This is a genomic window from Chitinophaga nivalis (genome assembly GCF_025989125.1).
Classification (GTDB): domain Bacteria; phylum Bacteroidota; class Bacteroidia; order Chitinophagales; family Chitinophagaceae; genus Chitinophaga; species Chitinophaga nivalis.
Genome location: NZ_JAPDNR010000001.1, coordinates 409,481 through 426,421, shown reverse-complemented (window position 1 = coordinate 426,421; position 16,941 = coordinate 409,481). Strand labels below are relative to the sequence as shown.

14 protein-coding genes are annotated in these 16,941 nt (G+C 47.0%); 10 read left to right on the top strand and 4 right to left on the bottom strand.

From position 1 onward, the window contains the following. Positions 1-348: 348 nt before the first annotated feature. The 7 genes from OL444_RS01750 to OL444_RS01720 all read left to right on the top strand — a co-directional run bounded on the left by OL444_RS01750 (position 349) and on the right by OL444_RS01720 (position 8,621). Complete coding sequence (locus OL444_RS01750; protein ID WP_264734964.1) at positions 349-1,422, top strand: fatty acid desaturase family protein; 1,074 nt, start codon at positions 349-351, stop codon at positions 1,420-1,422. A gap of 154 nt (positions 1,423-1,576) precedes the next feature. Continuing rightward, complete coding sequence (locus OL444_RS01745; protein ID WP_264734965.1) at positions 1,577-3,913, top strand: ATP-dependent helicase; 2,337 nt, start codon at positions 1,577-1,579, stop codon at positions 3,911-3,913. Positions 3,914-3,983: 70 nt separating this feature from the next. After that, positions 3,984-4,442: a regulatory protein RecX gene (locus OL444_RS01740; RefSeq protein ID WP_264734966.1), complete on the top strand. Its 459-nt coding sequence runs from the start codon at positions 3,984-3,986 to the stop codon at positions 4,440-4,442. A gap of 66 nt (positions 4,443-4,508) precedes the next feature. Beyond that, complete coding sequence (locus OL444_RS01735) at positions 4,509-5,312, top strand: amidohydrolase (RefSeq protein ID WP_264734968.1); 804 nt, start codon at positions 4,509-4,511, stop codon at positions 5,310-5,312. Positions 5,313-5,328: 16 nt separating this feature from the next. Next, positions 5,329-5,721, top strand: a complete 393-nt coding sequence (gloA2, locus tag OL444_RS01730; protein ID WP_264734970.1) for an SMU1112c/YaeR family gloxylase I-like metalloprotein — start codon at positions 5,329-5,331, stop codon at positions 5,719-5,721. 80 nt (positions 5,722-5,801) lie between these two features. After that, entirely contained in the window at positions 5,802-6,905 is a 1,104-nt protein-coding gene (gene nagA / locus OL444_RS01725) for an N-acetylglucosamine-6-phosphate deacetylase (RefSeq protein ID WP_264734972.1), read from the top strand. Between the two features lie 39 nt (positions 6,906-6,944). Further along, positions 6,945-8,621, top strand: coding sequence for an ArnT family glycosyltransferase (locus tag OL444_RS01720; RefSeq protein ID WP_264734973.1), 1,677 nt, complete (start codon positions 6,945-6,947; stop codon positions 8,619-8,621). Between the two features lie 70 nt (positions 8,622-8,691). On the opposite strand, the gene thiL is transcribed toward OL444_RS01720, so the two are convergent. Both thiL and OL444_RS01710 read right to left on the bottom strand, forming a co-directional pair. After that, entirely contained in the window at positions 8,692-9,726 is a 1,035-nt protein-coding gene (gene thiL, locus OL444_RS01715) for a thiamine-phosphate kinase (RefSeq protein ID WP_264734974.1), read from the bottom strand. 12 nt (positions 9,727-9,738) lie between these two features. Continuing rightward, positions 9,739-10,509: an inositol monophosphatase family protein gene (locus tag OL444_RS01710; RefSeq protein WP_264734975.1), complete on the bottom strand. Its 771-nt coding sequence runs from the start codon at positions 10,507-10,509 to the stop codon at positions 9,739-9,741. A 185-nt stretch (positions 10,510-10,694) separates the two neighbouring features. Here OL444_RS01710 and OL444_RS01705 point away from each other — a divergent pair, with 185 nt between their 5' ends. Beyond that, positions 10,695-12,233, top strand: a complete 1,539-nt coding sequence (locus OL444_RS01705; protein WP_264734976.1) for a GH3 family acyl-acid amido synthetase — start codon at positions 10,695-10,697, stop codon at positions 12,231-12,233. A gap of 32 nt (positions 12,234-12,265) precedes the next feature. Next, complete coding sequence (locus tag OL444_RS01700) at positions 12,266-12,901, top strand: LysE family translocator (RefSeq protein ID WP_264734977.1); 636 nt, start codon at positions 12,266-12,268, stop codon at positions 12,899-12,901. Between the two features lie 114 nt (positions 12,902-13,015). Here the strand turns inward: OL444_RS01700 and OL444_RS01695 are convergent, their stop codons facing one another. Further along, complete coding sequence (locus OL444_RS01695) at positions 13,016-14,053, bottom strand: 2-oxoacid:ferredoxin oxidoreductase subunit beta (RefSeq protein ID WP_264734978.1); 1,038 nt, start codon at positions 14,051-14,053, stop codon at positions 13,016-13,018. 65 nt (positions 14,054-14,118) lie between these two features. Further along, positions 14,119-14,463: a carboxymuconolactone decarboxylase family protein gene (locus OL444_RS01690; RefSeq protein ID WP_264734979.1), complete on the bottom strand. Its 345-nt coding sequence runs from the start codon at positions 14,461-14,463 to the stop codon at positions 14,119-14,121. 237 nt (positions 14,464-14,700) lie between these two features. Here OL444_RS01690 and OL444_RS01685 point away from each other — a divergent pair, with 237 nt between their 5' ends. Further along, on the top strand, positions 14,701-16,908 hold the full coding sequence (locus OL444_RS01685) for a transferrin receptor-like dimerization domain-containing protein (protein WP_264734980.1): 2,208 nt from the start codon (positions 14,701-14,703) through the stop codon (positions 16,906-16,908). Positions 16,909-16,941: the final 33 nt, after the last annotated feature.

Sequence of the window (16,941 nt, the reverse complement as noted above, 5' to 3'; positions counted from 1 at the left end):
ACCTCCGGATACCTGCAAACCATCAGCATACCCCTGATAGGTCATTGCCTGCATGTTGCCGTGCTTCGTAAAATACCCTGATACATTGTTTGCTGCCATTTTGCAGTAGTGCCGGCCATTTAGTCCGGGAAAAGAGCTGCAGCCGCGAGGAGCCCCGGTTTGAATACCCATAACTGTGCTACAAGTACACTTTGCGGAAATTTTTGTGCTATAATTATTTGTTAAATAAGCCTTTCCAGTCACGGAAATCCGTGATTTACGGTTTTAAAACTGTTACTTACAGTGGGATATGCACACTGTATCCCTCCGGGATATTCTACAACTGTATGCCGGCTTAACAAAAAGATTATGCCAAAGGTAACCTTCAACAACAAAAATGCACTTTTCTTTCCGGCACTGAAACTGGCTGTAGAGGACTATTTCAAAACAAATAATATCCGTAAAACGGGTAACCGGGAACTGTATGTTAAAACAGCCGTGCTGATTCCGGGCGCTGTTTTATTGTATTTATCGGTATTATTTGCACCGGCGCCACCGCTGATAACCCTGGCAGGATGTGCTGTACTGGGTTTCGTATTGGCCTGTATCGGTTTTAACGTCATGCACGATGCCTGTCATGGCAGCTATTCTTCCAATAGTAAAGTGAATGATTTCCTGGGGCTTTCCCTGAATGCCCTGGGTGGTAATGCGTTCATCTGGAAACAGAAACACAACATCATCCATCATACCTACACCAACGTGGATGGTGTGGATGATGATATTGCCAAAAGCCCGCTAATGCGGCAGTGCAGTACCCAGAAGTGGGTACCGATGCACCGGATACAGCACATATATGTGATTCTTATATATGCTATCTCTTCTTTTGCCTGGGTATTTATCATGGACTTCGTGAAATACCTGGGACGTAAAGTATATACTACGCCACTGCAGCCCATGAAGATGAGCGATCATATGATCTTCTGGGGAAGTAAAGTACTGTACATCGTATTCTACATCGCATTGCCGGTGGCAATCGTTGGATGGCAGGCGTGGGCCATTGGCTTTACCGTTATGCACCTGGTGATGGGCTTTACACTGGCCATTGTTTTCCAGCTGGCACATGTGGTGGAAGAAACCACTTTTGAAGTAGCCGGAGAGGATGCAAAAGTCATTGAAAACGAATGGGCCATTCACCAGATCCGTACTACTGCTAATTTTGCTCCTGGTCATAAACTGATTTCCTGGTTTGCAGGCGGATTAAACTATCAGGTAGAACATCACCTGTTTCCCCGCATCAGTCATGTGCATTATCCCGCTATCAGCAAAATAGTAGCGGCTAAATGTGCGGAACATAATCTGCCTTATCATTCCATTCCCACAATGTCTGGCGCCGTAAGATCACATTTCCGTTTTATGAAGGCCCTGGGAGCGAAGCCTGAATAAAAATCTTTTTAAGAAGATATCGCAGGGAGCAAAGAAACCACAGCCATTGTGGGACTTTGCTCCTTTGTCTTTTGTAGAAAATAGCTCCTTTTTCGTACTTTTACACCCTTCTGAAAATTACATCTATCTACAAAAAATATAAACAGCAGTCGAGATGAAGGCAAACTATTTAGACGAGCTTAACGAACAACAACGGGAAGCAGTAACACATATCAATGGCCCATTGATGATTGTAGCCGGCGCCGGTTCGGGAAAAACCAAGGTGCTGACCACCCGTATTGCTCATCTGATGCGTAATGGCGTTGATGCGTTTAATATTTTGTCGCTCACCTTTACCAACAAGGCGGCACGTGAAATGAAGGAAAGGGTGGAAAAGATCCTGGGAGGCAGTGAAGCCCGCAATCTGTATATAGGTACCTTCCACTCCGTATTTGCCCGCTTGCTGCGTGCAGAAGCAAGCCGCCTCGGTTATCCCAGTGATTTCACCATTTATGATACCGATGATGCCAAGAGTGTGTTGAAAACCATCATCAATGAATTGAATCTGGACGATAAACACTATAAGCCCAACTTCGTATACAACCGCATTTCAGCTGCTAAAAACAGCCTGATGGGACCGGAAGAATACCAGCTGGATCATCTGGTACAACAGGAAGACATGCGCGCCAACCGGCCCATGATCGGTAAGATCTACGACATGTACGCCAAACGCTGTTTTAAAAACGGCGCCATGGACTTTGATGACCTGCTCTTCAAAATGTATGTGATCCTCAAGGCCTTCCCGGAAGTGCTGCATAAATATCAGCACAAGTTTAAATATATCATGATCGATGAGTACCAGGATACCAACCCGGCACAGTACGAGATCATTAAACTCCTGGGTGCTGTCAATGAAAACATCTGTGTAGTGGGAGATGATGCCCAGAGTATTTACTCCTTCCGTGGTGCTACGATCGAAAATATCCTCCAGTTCGAAAAAGATTACGATGATGTGAAAGTGGTAAAACTGGAACAAAACTATCGCAGTACCAAATCTATCCTGAATGTTGCCAACGAGGTAATAGCCCATAACAAAGGCCAGATAGAAAAGAATCTTTGGACAGATAATACAGAAGGTGATACCATCAAACTGGTACGCACCATGACCGATAACGAGGAAGGGAAATTTGTAGCAGATACCATTGCAGAACAGAAATTGCGGAACCATTATGATAACCGCGATTTTGTGATTCTGTACCGTACCAATGCGCAAAGCCGTTCCTTTGAGGAAAGCCTCCGCCGGAAAGCCATTCCATACCGTATTTACGGTGGTCTGTCGTTCTACCAGCGGAAGGAAATCAAGGATTTTGTGGCCTACCTGCGGGTGACCATGAATACCCGCGATGAAGAGAGCCTGAAAAGAATTATCAATTACCCGGTGCGTGGTATCGGTAAAACCACTATCGAAAAAACGGTGGTGCTCAGCAATGAGCATAACATCACCATGTGGGAAGTGCTGGAAAGAGCCAAGGAATTCGGTTTCAAAAGCGGCACGCTGGAAGCAATCGAAGGTTTTGTGACGATGATCAGCAGTTTCCAGGCGATGCTGGGCAAACAGAATGCCTACGACGTAGCGGTAATGGTCGGAAAATCTACCAATATCGTGAAAGAACTCTTCAACGATAAAACGACCGAAGGTCTTGCCCGGTATGAGAACGTGCAGGAGCTGTTGAACTCCATCAAGGAATTTACAGAAACCCCTGATGAAGAAGGGGAGTTGCTGGATAAAAGCATGGGCTCCTACCTGCAGCAGATTACCCTGCTGACAGATGCAGACCAGGGCAATAATGAAGATAGCGACGTGGTAAAGCTGATGACCATTCACGCTGCAAAAGGACTGGAATTCCCGGTGGTATTTACCGTAGGGTTGGAAGAAACGCTGTTTCCCAGCGGCATGTCTATTAACACCCGCGAAGAACTGGAAGAAGAAAGACGGTTGTTTTACGTAGCGATTACCCGTGCGAAGGCCCGCCTGTGGCTGACGCATGCCAACAGCCGTTATCGTTTCGGTAACCTGGTGCAGAATGAACCCAGCCGCTTCCTGGAAGAAATGCCGGATAAATTTATTGACCGCAGCTATGCTGGTGGAGGTAGTGTACGTAATGCCTTCGGCAGCGGCAGTACCAACGGCTGGAGCAACAGCAATGCCAATAATATGTTTGACCGGATGCAGAAGAAAAGCCCGGCAGCCCCGGCGCAGTCTTCTTCTCCCAAACCGATGCCCAAACCATCTTCTGTACCGGTGAATCACGTGCCTACCGCTGGTTTTGCCCCCGATGATCCGGCAGGCATGCAACCAGGTATGGAAGTAGAACACCAGAAATTTGGTTTCGGTAACATCACTGCTATAGAAGGTGCTCCCAATAACCGTATTGCCACCATTGTATTCCCGAAGGGTGGCGGAGAGAAAAAGATCATGCTGAACTACGCGAAACTGCGTATCGTAAAATAAATCCATCTGATATACCGGCCACCAACAGGGCAACTGTTTTGTTGGTGGCACGGCGATAGTGTGCCATCACATGCAAAAAGAGATAGAAAAGCTCCGGCATTATTGTGCCTACCAGGAGCGAAGCCATTACGAAACCCGGCATAAATGTCTGGAATTAGGATTGCGCGGTGCGGAAGTAGAAGAGGCACTGGCAACACTGGTGGCCGATAACTTCCTGAATGAAGAACGTTTTGCGAAAGCTTTTGCCGGCGGCAAATTCCGTATCAGACAGTGGGGGCGCAAAAAAATAATATTGGAACTGAAACAAAAACAGGTATCTGCCTACTGCATTAAAAAAGCGATGGAGGAGATAGATGAAAATGATTATGCAGCTGTATTATTGAAACTGGCAGACAAAAAATACCGGTCACTGGAAAGAGAACAGCCCCTGAAAAGAAAGTACAAAACGATGCAACATCTGTTGCAAAAAGGTTTTGAATCCGATCTGATTAGTGATGCGCTTGAACAAATTGTAAATAATGAGGCATAAGAAAGCTATAATTTTAAAAGTTTTCTAATGACGCAGGTTGTAATTTAGTGTTCATAATAACCGACAATGTCAGACCTTAAAGTAACACTTATCCAGACGCAGCTGCACTGGGAAGATATAGCGGCTAACCTCCGAATGTTTGATGAGAAGATCAACAGTATAGGAGAAAGAACGGAAGTCATTTTTTTACCGGAGATGTTCAGTACCGGTTTTAGTATGCAACCGGAACGCCTGGCCGAAAAGATGGATGGCAGTGCTTTTCAGTGGATGAAACAAAAATCCGCCGAAAAGAATGTGATCATCGCCGGCAGCCTGATCATCGAAGAAGAGGGTCAGTACCTCAACCGGTTGATCTGGATGCTGCCTAACGGCACCTATGGTACTTATGACAAGCGCCATCTGTTTGGCTATGCCGGAGAAGATGAACATTATCATCCCGGTGATAAACGATTGATAGCCCAGGTAAAAGGTTGGAAAATCAATCTGACCGTTTGTTATGACCTGCGTTTCCCGGTATGGTCCAGAAATACCATTCAACCGGATACCCAGGCGCCGGCCTACGACCTGCTGGTGAATGTGGCCAACTGGCCGGAACGGCGCAGTACCGCCTGGAAAACACTGATACAGGCACGTGCCATTGAAAATCAATGTTTTGCTATAGGTGTAAACCGGGTGGGCAATGATGGCAATAACATCTACCACAGCGGCGATTCCAGCCTGATTGATCCTATGGGTGAAATCATCTACCGCAAATCTCATGACGAAGACATTTTTACGTATACCCTTCAACGTGAGAAGCTGGATGAAATAAGAAAAAATATTCCTTTCCTGAAGGATGCAGACGCCTTCACTATTTTGCCCAAAGCATAATATAAACCGGCTTACCATGTTATTACAGGCAGTCCATCACATCGCTATTATCTGTACTGATTATCACCGCAGTAAAACGTTTTATACCGATGTGCTGGGCCTGCAGGTAATCCGGGAAGTATATCGCGCAGAACGCGATTCCTGGAAGCTGGACCTGGCACTTGGTGAGCAATATATCATAGAATTATTTTCATTTCCCGACCCGCCTGCACGCGTGAGTCGCCCGGAAGCCAGTGGCCTGCGTCACCTGGCTTTTGCCGTGGCAGATATTACTGCGGCTGTTCAGCAGCTGCAGGACAAAGGCGTGGAAACGGAACCCATACGTTTAGATCCGCACACACAGCAGCGATTTACTTTTTTCTCAGATCCGGATGGTTTGCCCCTGGAATTGTATGAAGTCCGGGATTAGTGTGATACAGAAAGAAATGCTGTATAGTGCCTGCGTATCCTTGTTTACTGCAATATAAAGTCACTTAAACTTACCGGAATATGCCAGTTACCTACACAAATGCCCGGGTATTCACCGGAGATGGAATATTGGAGGAAAGCGCCGTTACAACAGATTATGGCATTGTTACGTCGATATTGCCTGCTGCTGCCGTGGAATCGCAGGAAGGTACGGTCGTGGATCTGCAGGGGGCTATATTGGCGCCGGCTATGATTGATCTGCAGATTTATGGCGGCAATGGCGCGGTGTTTTCCCTGTATCCTTCTGTTGCCTCACTGACTGCGGTGGTAGACTACAGCAAGGCGGGCGGCGCAGCGTTGGTGATGCCTACTGTAGCCACTATTTCACCGGAAATTATGCTGGAAGCCATACATGCGGTGAAAGCCTATTGGGAACAGGGAGGCAAAGGCGTAGCCGGTCTTCACCTGGAAGGACCTTTTATTAATCCGGCAAAAAAAGGGGCGCATTTACCGCAGTACATCCGTAAACCTGCGCAGGAAGATATCGATTGGATCATTACTCATGGCAAGGGCATTGTGAAAATAATGACACTGGCGCCGGAATGCTGTGACCCCATCCTGATCAGGCAGTTGCAGGAGGCGGGTATTGTGGTGTTTGCAGGGCATAGCAATGCTACCTACGACCAGGCTTACATTGCTTTTGAACAGGGTATCCGGCATGCTACCCACTTATTTAATGCCATGTCGCCGCTGGAAAGCCGCGCTCCGGGGATCGTAGGAGCTATATACGATCATCCGGCCGTGAGTGCCAGTATTGTCGCGGATGGCGTACATGTGGATTTTGCCGCCATCCGGATCAGTAAAAAGATCATGGGTGAACGTTTATTCCTGATTACCGATGCGGTAGAGGAAAATAAAACCGGGCCTTATACCTATCTCCGGGAACAAGATCGGTTCGTAAGTGCCACCGGTGTATTGTCTGGCTCCCGGCTTACGATGATACAGGCAGTCCGTAATTGTGTGGAACAGGTAGGTATTTCCCTGGAGGAAGCCCTGCGAATGGCAAGCCTGTACCCGGCCCGCGCAATCGGACAGGCGCAGCAGCGTGGGCGTATCAAGCCCGGGTATGCAGCAGCACTGGTTGCCATCCGGCCAAACTGGGAAGTAACAGTATACTGCGAATAGACCTATCTTCGCACTGGATTAATCATACTGAATATTTGCATGAGCGAAATAAAAAGGTTCTTTACAAAAAATCAATACCGCAATCTTTTCCTGTTAACCTGGCTGGTGTTAGGACTCATACAGGCTTCTTTCTCCGAATTGTGGGATGATGAAGCTTATTACTGGGTATACTCCCGTCATATGGACTGGGGTTATTTTGACCATCCACCCATGATTGCCTTGCTGATCAAGCTAGGCTACAGTATTTTTCATAATGAGTTAGGGGTACGACTATTGATCGTGGTGGTGAATACCCTTACTTTATGGATTACGGCCAAACTCATTGCAGCAAAAGATAACACGTTATTTTACCTGTTGATAGGAGCGATGGGAGCGATGCAGATAGGAGGGATGCTGGCAGTTCCGGATGTACCGCTGATCTTTTTTGCTGCGGTATATTTCTGGGCATACCGCAATTTCCTGTCGGAGCAAAACTGGAAAAATACATTGCTGCTGGGCGTTTCCATGGCACTGATGTTTTACAGTAAATACCATGGGGTACTACTGGTGTTTTTTACGGTGTTGTCCAACATCAACCTGCTCAAGGTTTTCAAGTTTTATATTGCCTGTATTCTTACTACGCTGTTGTTTTTACCGCATATTTACTGGCAGTATACACATGGCTTCCCCTCGTTGCAATACCACCTGATAGAGCGGAATGCCACTTCCTACGATATTACCTATACACTGGATTATATAGGCGGACAGTTATTGCTTTTTGGTCCGCTGCTCGGCTGGCTGATTCTGTATTATGCTTTCCGTTGTCCTATTCAGCATACTTTTGAACGGGCACTGAAATTCAACGTCATTGGGGTATTGGTATTTTTCCTGCTCAGCACTTTCAAAGGCCGGGTAGAAGCCAATTGGACCGTGATGTTGTTTACGCCTACCACATTGCTGGCGCACCATGCCATTATGCGGAGAAAGCTGTCGTGGAATTGGCTGGTATATACCTTACCGGTAACGTTGTTGCTGGTATTGGCTACGCGGGTGTATATGATCTGGGATTTTATGCCGGGTGTGGAAATCAGGCCTGAAATTCACCACAATAAGGAGTGGACTTCGCAGGTAGCAGCACGTGCTGCCGGCCGGCCGGTCGTATTTATGAACAGTTATCAGCTGCCATCCAAATACATGTTTTATACCGGGCAGTTATCCTATAGTCTTAACAGCCGGGAATCGCGCCGGAGCCAGTATAATTTCTGGGATACAGAAACGCAGCTGTGGGGAAAACCAGTGATGGTCATCTTTGATCCGGGGGCGGGTATTCCTGTAACGGATAGTGTAAAAACTATATTGGGAACGTGGGATTATAACCTGCAACCACATTACTATTCTTATTCACTGATACAGCTGAAACCTGCGCTGAAAGCCATTAAAGCAAAACGGGGCGAACGGGTGAATGTGATATTGCAACCAGACAATGGTTATCGTCAGCCGATTCCTTTAGACCGGGAGCATGAGCCGGTATTGGGATATGTATTTATGCATCAGGAAGATATGTTACCGCCGGTGAAGTCTGTGATGACACTGGAGAGAGCCATTCTTCGCCGGTTGATTAACCTGGAGGTAGTGATGCCGGAGAAGCCGGGTAAATATCAGTTGAAGTTTTCCATTTTTGCCGGTGAGCTGCCGCCTACACATAATAGTCCGGTGATACCGGTTACCATAGAATAATATTATTGCGATCAACGCATAAAAAAAGCCCCGCAATCTCTTGCGGGGCTTTTTTTATGCGTTGATAAAGTTATTGTTGAAAAGCGTTCCAGCCCTGGGCAACGAGTTTGAACTTGTTGCCGCCTTTGGTGAGGATATGGGCGCCTTCGGAGATGTCGGTCATATATCCGATTACACTGATTTGTTCATTCAGTACAATCTTGTCATAATCCTGTTGTTTCATGGTGAACAGCAGTTCGTAATCTTCTCCGCCGCTGAGTGCGCAGGCGGTAGGATCCAGTCCGAATTTCATGGCTATTTCCTTGCTTTCCTGGGCAATCGGAATTTTCTCTTCATAGAGAATAACACCAAGGTTGCTTTGTTTGGCAATATGCAGGATTTCGGAACTGAGGCCATCGCTTACATCCATCATAGCGGTAGGCGTGATGTCCTGTTCCTGGAGGAATTCAATAATATCTTTGCGGGCTTCCGGTTTCAGCTGCCGGCCAATGATATAGGTCTGGTTCTCGAGGTCTGGTGACAGCTGCGGGTTTTCCAGGTAGATCTTTTTTTCTCTTTCGAGGAGGGTAAGGCCCAGGTAGGCGGCACCCAGATCGCCGGTAACGCAGAGCAGATCGCCTTTTTCAGCCGTTGATCTTTTCACGAACTGGTCTGGGGTTACTTCTCCGATAGCAGTTACGCTGATGATAAATCCTTTCTGGGAATTGCTGGTATCGCCGCCAATGAGGTCTACGCCATACTTATCGCAGGCGGCATAAATACCTTCATAGAACTCATTCAGCGCCTCTACAGATACCCGGTTGGAAAAGGCAATGCTGACAGTAATCTGGGTAGGTGTGGCGTTCATCGCGTAGATGTCCGACAGGTTTACGACTACTGCTTTGTAACCCAGGTGTTTCAGCGGGGTGTACATCAGGTCGAAGTGGATACCTTCTACCAGCATGTCGGTACTGATCACGGTTTGTTTGCCGAAGTGGTCAATCACGGCGGCGTCATCGCCTACACCCAGTACGGTGCTGGCATGTTGTATTTCAATGTTCCTGGTGAGATATTCGATCAATCCGAATTCTCCGAGGTCGTTTATTTCTGTTCTTTCCTGTTCCATCTTTCCCTAAACTTATTTACCGTTAATAAGGTCCTGTAATGCACTATGAATACGGCCGTTGGTGGCCAGTATTGTTTTTTGATATGGTGAATATTTATTGCCGTCAAAATCGGTGACTTTGCCCCCTGCTTCTTCTACGATCAGGAATCCGGCGGCGGCATCCCAGGGTTGCAGGTGATGTTCCCAGAAGCCATCGAAACGGCCGCAGGCTACCCAGCAAAGATCGATGGCTGCGGAGCCGAGCCGGCGTACCGGTATACCTGCTTTGATCACTTCTTCGAGGGCGGTGAGCGGGTTACGCGGCTTTTCTTCCCAATGGTAAGGGAAACCGGTTACCAGGCAGGATTGTGCTACCTGTTCCTTACGGGAAACCTGAATGGGTTTGCCGTTGAGGGTAGCGCCTTTCCCTTTTTCTGCCACAAACAGCTCTTGCATGAAGGGGTTGAATACGGCGCCCAGTATCATTTCTCCTTCTTTTTCCACGCCAATAGATACGCAACAAATGGGAATGCCGTTGGCGTAGTTGACAGTACCGTCAATAGGATCAATGATCCATTTAACCGTGGCATCCGTTTTTAGTTCCCCTGCTTCTTCACTGAGGATGAAATGGTCAGGATAAGTTGCACGGATGATGTCTATGATGGTTTGTTCGGACTTTTTATCTACTTCTGTAACAAGGTCGTTAAGGGTACTTTTACTGCTCACTTCGAATGGACCGTTAAAATATTCCTGCAGTATTTTTCCGCTGGCTTCTGTAGCTTTGAGTAAAGTTGCTTTTAACATGCGGCAAAGGTAATTACGAATTGTGAATTAGTAATTGCGAATTATAACCTACATGTATTGTTATTTGAATATATATAATATATTTATTTACAATTTACAAGCTGTAATTTGTAATTATCCATCACCTTATATTCAAGATTCCGCTTATTTTTGCAGTTCATTTAATTTAAAGAGAGGAAAAGTTAATGGCCATCATAGGTAATCTTATTTCCAGGTCACTACGTATCAGGAAGAAGTTCACGTTTAAATTAGGAACACCGCGCCAATATCAGCTGCAGGTGCTGCACCGTTTGCTGGAGAAAGCAAAGGATACAGAATTCGGCCACCACTATCAATTTCAGGAAATTTTGGATAGCCCTAGTTTTATCGGGCAATACCGGGAGAGAATACCCGTGCATAACTATAGCAAGATGCACAAGGAGTGGTGGTATCGTTGTCTGGAAGGTGAAGCCAATGTGAGCTGGCCGGAGAAGATAAAATATTTTGCGTTGAGTTCCGGTACTTCGGAATCCGCCAGTAAGCATATCCCGGTGACCAAGGCTATGCTGAAAACAGTAAAAAAGGTAGGGGTGAAACAGCTGTACTCTATGGCTAATTTCAATATCCCGCCGCGTTCCTTTGAAAAGGGCATCCTGATGCTGGGAGGAACTACTTCCCTGTTTGAAAAAGGCGATTATTATGAAGGTGATATGAGTGGCATTCAGGCCAAAAATATCCCGAAATGGTTCCGCCGTTTTTACAAACCGGGTGGAAAAATTTCCCGTAAACCCAATTGGGAACAACGTATCAGGCTGATTGTGCGGAAAGCCCGCGAATGGGACGTGGGTACCGTTTGTGGCGTACCTGCCTGGGTACAGATTGTGCTGGAAGAAATCATTAAATACCACAACGTTAAAAATATCCATGAAATCTGGCCAAATCTGGCCGTTTATATTCACGGAGGGGTATCCTTTGAACCTTACCGGGATAGCTTCCAGAAGCTCCTCGGAAAGCCTATAGCGTTCATTGAAACCTATATGGCCTCAGAAGGTTCTTTTGGTTTCCAGGCACGCCCGGGAACCAGAGGAATTAAACTGGTGCTGAATGCCGGCATTTTCTACGAATTCATTCCGTTTAATGAAGAAAACTTCGACGCGGAAGGAGAAGTAAAACCGAATCCTAAATCCTACATGATCCACGAAGTAGTGGAAGATGTGGAATATGCGGTGATGCTGTCTACCTGCGCGGGCGCCTGGCGCTACCTGATTGGCGACGTGGTGAAGTTTACTTCCGTAAAGGAACATGAAATAGTGATTGTAGGCCGCACCAAACAGTTCCTGAGCCTGTGCGGGGAACACATGAGTGTGGATAACATGAACAAGGCCATCGATAATGTACAGAAGAAACTGGGCATTACCGTACGGGAATTTACCGTAGCCGGATTCAGTTATCAGAACCTGTTCGCCCACCGTTGGTATATCGGTACCGATAACCCGGATGTGGACGCAGGTAAAGTCCGTGAAATAATAGATCAGACCCTGGCAGAAGTCAATGATGACTATGCTGTGGAAAGATCCGCTGCCTTGAAGGAAGTGTTTGTGGAAATATTACCGAATGAACTGTTTATCGATTATCTCCGTTGCAAAGGCAAGGAAGGGGCGATGAACAAATTCCCGAGAGTGATGAAAGGCGAGAAGCTGTCTGACTGGGAAAAATTCCTGGAAGGGAAAACCGTTAAGAATTAAATAAGCACCTGTGTGACACGGAAACTATAAGCATGATAGCAGCAATCGTAGCGGGATTAGGACTGGGATTATTTCTGTCGTTATCGGTGGGCCCGGTAATATTCGCGATCATAAAGTACAGTATTAACAATGGCTTTAAAGCCGGCATCAGTTTCGCACTGGGCGTGTCTTTCAGCGACATTGCATTTGTACTGATAGGTAACCTCGCTACTTCTTTTATCAGTGGCCTGGAAGAATACAAACGTTCTATCGGAGTGGTAGGCGGATTTTTGTTGATAGGGATGGGCATTTACGGCCTGTTGTTTAAAAAGGTGAGAATCAGTACCGGAGATGAAAAACCGGAGATGTTCCGTACACATGATTACCTGAAAATATGGCTGGCCGGGTTTTTAATGAATACCCTCAACCCGGGTGTGATTATTTTCTGGCTGGGTGTATGCGTCGCCAACAGTGCTACGGCAATATCTCATCGTTTTATCATGTATGGTGTTTGTTTAAGCCTGGTATTATCGGCAGATATCCTGAAAGTATTTGTATCTGATAAGATCCGGCATAAACTCACCCTCACCAATGTAGAATGGCTCAATCGTATCGCAGGGGTGAGTATGATTATATTCGGGGTAGTACTCCTGTATAAAGTATTGTTTGAAGTAGCGTTAACACATTAGCAACCCGTAACGGGCGATATAAAAAAGAAGAGCGAAGATCCAACTGGTCTTCGCTCTTCTTTTTTTATTCAAACAGTATCCGCTGGCAGCCGCCATACGGAACACCGGATGTATTTATTTAATAGTCCAGGTTTCATTACCGGCAAACAGCTTATCCAGATCGCCCGGGCCTTTTTTAGCAATGGCGTCGGCCAACTGCGCTGCCATGATATCTTCATAGGTAGAGCGGTGAGCCTGGTAGAATACGCCGAAAGGACGTGGTAAATGGCCTTCTATACGCGAATCATCAAACATACGGGTGAGCAGCTGCGCTTTATAGAAATCATTTTCATCATGAATCCACAGGTCGCTGGCACTGTATTTATCGCCCAGTTCTACGACAGTTGGTCTCAGTCCATCCAGGTAAATCCCCTTATTTTTCTGTGCACCGAAAATCAACGGTTGTCCGTGCTCTACAAAGAGGGTTTCATCTCCTTTGGAAGATTTCTCCGTAAACACTTCAAAAGCACCATCATTGAAGATGTTACAGTTCTGATAGATCTCCAGGAAAGAAGCACCTTTATGCGCATGGCTGCGTTTCAGCATTTCCTGCAGGTGTTTGGGATCACGGTCCATACTGCGGGCAATGAAGGTAGCATCTGCACCCAGGGCCAGGGCCATTGGGTTAAAAGGGTGATCAATACTGCCGAATGGCGTGGATTTGGTCACTTTATTTTCTTCCGACGTAGGGGAATACTGTCCTTTTGTAAGACCATAGATCTGATTGTTGAACAACATGATGTTCACATCAAAGTTACGGCGCAACAGGTGGATGGTATGGTTACCACCGATAGACAAACCATCACCGTCACCGGTTACAATCCATACGCTCAGTTCAGGGCGTGCTGCCTTGAGGCCGGAAGCAATGGCGGTAGCACGGCCGTGGATCGAGTGCATACCATAGGTGTTCATATAGTATGGGAAACGCGATGAACAACCAATACCGGAAACGATCACAATATTTTCGCGGGGAACGCCCAGCGTAGGCATAATGGTTTGTACCTGTTTGAGTATAGAGTAGTCGCCGCAGCCAGGGCACCAGCGCACTTCCTGGTCAGTTGCAAAGTCTTTTGCCGTTAAGGCGGTCTGCGGAGCTATAGTTGCTGTTGACATTTGTATGAGTTAAAATATATATTATAGAGTCCGTAAAGTTACGATAGATACCTGTAAATTTACCATCACTGAGCCTGTAATTCTTCCCAAAATTCTGCAGCCCTGCGTGTATGGGGAATCACAATCGTTCCGCCCACAATATTCGCTACTGCAAATATTTCATATACCTCTTCTGTCGTAACACCCTGTTCAAAAGCTTTACCCAGATGGTATTTGATGCAATCGTCGCAACGCAGTACCATGGAAGCTACCAGCCCCAGCATTTCCTTTGTTTTGACATCCAGCGCTCCTGCTGCATAGGTATTGGTATCCAGGTTAAACAGGCGGTTAATTACTTTATTCTGCTTGCCCAGTATGACATCGTTCATTTTAGCCCGGTAGTCGTTAAATTCCTGAATCGCATTGGCCATATTACTACTGTTTATGTTGATGATATTTAATGTTACCCAAAGGATAAAGCTATGAAGTATTTACAAATATAGAGTAATCTACTCGTTAAGTAGACTATTTGCCCGATAACCTATGCTTATGGATCATAACCAAATGTTATCTGCTCAAAGTGTTGGTCAAAAAAGTCTATTATTATAATAGACTATTCGTATATTGTTTAGTATAAACCCTGAACAACCAACAGATCTATATCACTTATGACAACTTATCATTTCCCCCGTATCCTGGCCCTGTTGCTGTGTACGACAGGACTGCTCCGGGCACAGGATAAAAAACTCATCGGCTACACCCCTGAAGCGGCTGGTAAACAACTGGAACTGGAAGCACGGTTTGACCAGCAACTCAGCCGCCAGCACATTGGTGAAACCATCCGTCAGTTATCTGCCCATCCGCATCATATCGGCTCTGCACACGGCAAAGCGGTAGCGGATGAAATCCTGCAACGGTTTAAAAGCTATGGATGGGATGCCTCCCTGGCTACCTATCAGGTTCTTTTTCCGACACCCAAGGAAAGATTACTGGAAATCCCGGGCGGCTACAAAGCACTGCTGAAAGAACCTGCCCTGAAAGAAGATGCGACCTCCGGCCAGGAAGGACAACTACCTACTTATAACTGCTGGAGCGCGGATGGCGATGTGACGGGCGAACTGGTATATGTAAATTTCGGCTTGCCGGAAGATTACGAATACCTGGAAAGAGCCGGCGTAAGTGTGAAAGGGAAGATCGTTATCGCTAAATACGGCCGCTCCTGGCGGGGTACGAAACCAAAAGTTGCGCAGGAACACGGCGCCATCGGCTGTATCATTTACTCCGACCCGAAAGAAGATGGCTACTATAACGGTGACGTATATCCGAAAGGCGCTTTTAAAAATGAATATGGCGTGCAACGGGGTTCTATCCTGGATATGGTGATTTATCCCGGAGATCCTTTAACTCCCAATACCGGCGCTACTGCCGATGCCCGGCGACTGAAACGGGAAGAAGCCACCAGTTTGCTGAAAATACCCGTGTTGCCTATTAGTTATCATGATGCCCGGCCTTTTCTGGAATCCCTGGGAGGTCCTGTGGCGCCGCCGGAATGGAGAGGCGCCCTGCCGCTTACCTACCATATCGGCCCCGGGAAAGAGAAAATACACCTGAAATTATCTTTCGACTGGCAGATACGCCCTTGTTATAATGTTATCGCCAAACTGAAAGGCAGCGAATGGCCGGATGAGTGGGTGGTACGGGGCAATCACCACGATGCCTGGGTGAATGGCGCCGCTGATCCGATCAGCGGTATGGCTTCCCAGCTGGAAGAAGCAAAAGCCATCGGAGAGCTGGTGAAACAAGGCTACCGCCCCCGCCGCACGCTTGTTTATTGCGCCTGGGATGGTGAAGAACCTGGCTTACTGGGATCTACTGAATGGGCGGAAGACCATGCGGCAGAACTGCAGCAAAAAGCAGTGGTGTACATCAATACCGATAACAATGGCCGTGGTTTCCTGGGAGCTTCGGGCTCTCATGCACTGGAAACCCTGGTGAATGAAGTAGGCCGCGATATCATAGATCCGCAAACCGGTGTAAGCGTGATCGCCCGGAAACAGGCTGTGGAGGCACTGTCTGCCGCCACGCCCAAACTAAAGAAAGAAAAACTGGCAAAACAAGGCATTGCTATTGGTGCAATGGGCTCAGGGTCCGATTATTCGGCTTTCCTCCAGCACCTGGGCATTCCTTCCCTGAACTATGGTTATGGCGGGGAAGATGCCGGCGGAGAATATCATTCCATCTATGACTCCTACGACGACTTTGTACGGTTTAAAGATCCTGGATTTCATTATGGCCTGGCTTTATCCCAGACAGCCGGACATACTGTTTTGCGTATAGCCGATGCCGTTAACCTGCCATTCGACTACCGGAAACTCTATGAAACTGTGAACGGATACGTGAATGAACTGACGGAACTGGCTGCAGGCCTGCGCGAATCTACCCTGGTAGAAAATCAGCTGATCCGCGAAAACAAATACCAGCTGGTAACAGATACTGCCAAACACCTGTTGCCACCCGCTATTAAAACGGCTGTGCCTTATTTTGATTTTTCTCCTTTGCAAAATGCCCTGGCGGGATTGGATACGGTTACACTGGCGCTGGCCAACAGCAAAAAACAAGGTAGCCCGGCCTTCAATAAAGCCCTGTATCAGGCCGAACAGCAGTTGTTACATACGGCAGGATTGCCTGCCCGGCCCTGGTATAAGCATACCATCTATGCGCCGGGATTTTATACCGGTTACGGTGTTAAAACCATTCCAGGCGTAAGAGAAGCTATCGAACAACGACAGTGGAGTGAAGTAGGCACGCAAATCGGCGCCGTGACAGCAGCGGTAAACCGACTCACGGCTTACCTGAAAACAGCGGCAGGCATATAATATTAGGTAATTTGTTTTTCCCCTGGTCAGTAC

Bases quoted from the DNA above. Each gene is read 5' to 3' on its own strand.
- OL444_RS01705 (WP_264734976.1), top strand. From the start codon at position 10,695: ATGGCCATCATAGGTAATCTTATTTCCAGGTCACTACGTATCAGGAAG.
- OL444_RS01740 (WP_264734966.1), top strand. From the start codon at position 3,984: ATGCAAAAAGAGATAGAAAAGCTCCGGCATTATTGTGCCTACCAGGAG.
- gloA2 (WP_264734970.1), top strand. From the start codon at position 5,329: ATGTTATTACAGGCAGTCCATCACATCGCTATTATCTGTACTGATTAT.
- OL444_RS01690 (WP_264734979.1), bottom strand. From the start codon at position 14,463: ATGGCCAATGCGATTCAGGAATTTAACGACTACCGGGCTAAAATGAAC.
- OL444_RS01735 (WP_264734968.1), top strand. From the start codon at position 4,509: ATGTCAGACCTTAAAGTAACACTTATCCAGACGCAGCTGCACTGGGAA.
- OL444_RS01745 (WP_264734965.1), top strand. From the start codon at position 1,577: ATGAAGGCAAACTATTTAGACGAGCTTAACGAACAACAACGGGAAGCA.
- OL444_RS01710 (WP_264734975.1), bottom strand. From the start codon at position 10,509: ATGTTAAAAGCAACTTTACTCAAAGCTACAGAAGCCAGCGGAAAAATA.
- OL444_RS01720 (WP_264734973.1), top strand. From the start codon at position 6,945: ATGAGCGAAATAAAAAGGTTCTTTACAAAAAATCAATACCGCAATCTT.
- OL444_RS01700 (WP_264734977.1), top strand. From the start codon at position 12,266: ATGATAGCAGCAATCGTAGCGGGATTAGGACTGGGATTATTTCTGTCG.
- OL444_RS01750 (WP_264734964.1), top strand. From the start codon at position 349: ATGCCAAAGGTAACCTTCAACAACAAAAATGCACTTTTCTTTCCGGCA.
- nagA (WP_264734972.1), top strand. From the start codon at position 5,802: ATGCCAGTTACCTACACAAATGCCCGGGTATTCACCGGAGATGGAATA.
- OL444_RS01695 (WP_264734978.1), bottom strand. From the start codon at position 14,053: ATGTCAACAGCAACTATAGCTCCGCAGACCGCCTTAACGGCAAAAGAC.
- OL444_RS01685 (WP_264734980.1), top strand. From the start codon at position 14,701: ATGACAACTTATCATTTCCCCCGTATCCTGGCCCTGTTGCTGTGTACG.
- thiL (WP_264734974.1), bottom strand. From the start codon at position 9,726: ATGGAACAGGAAAGAACAGAAATAAACGACCTCGGAGAATTCGGATTG.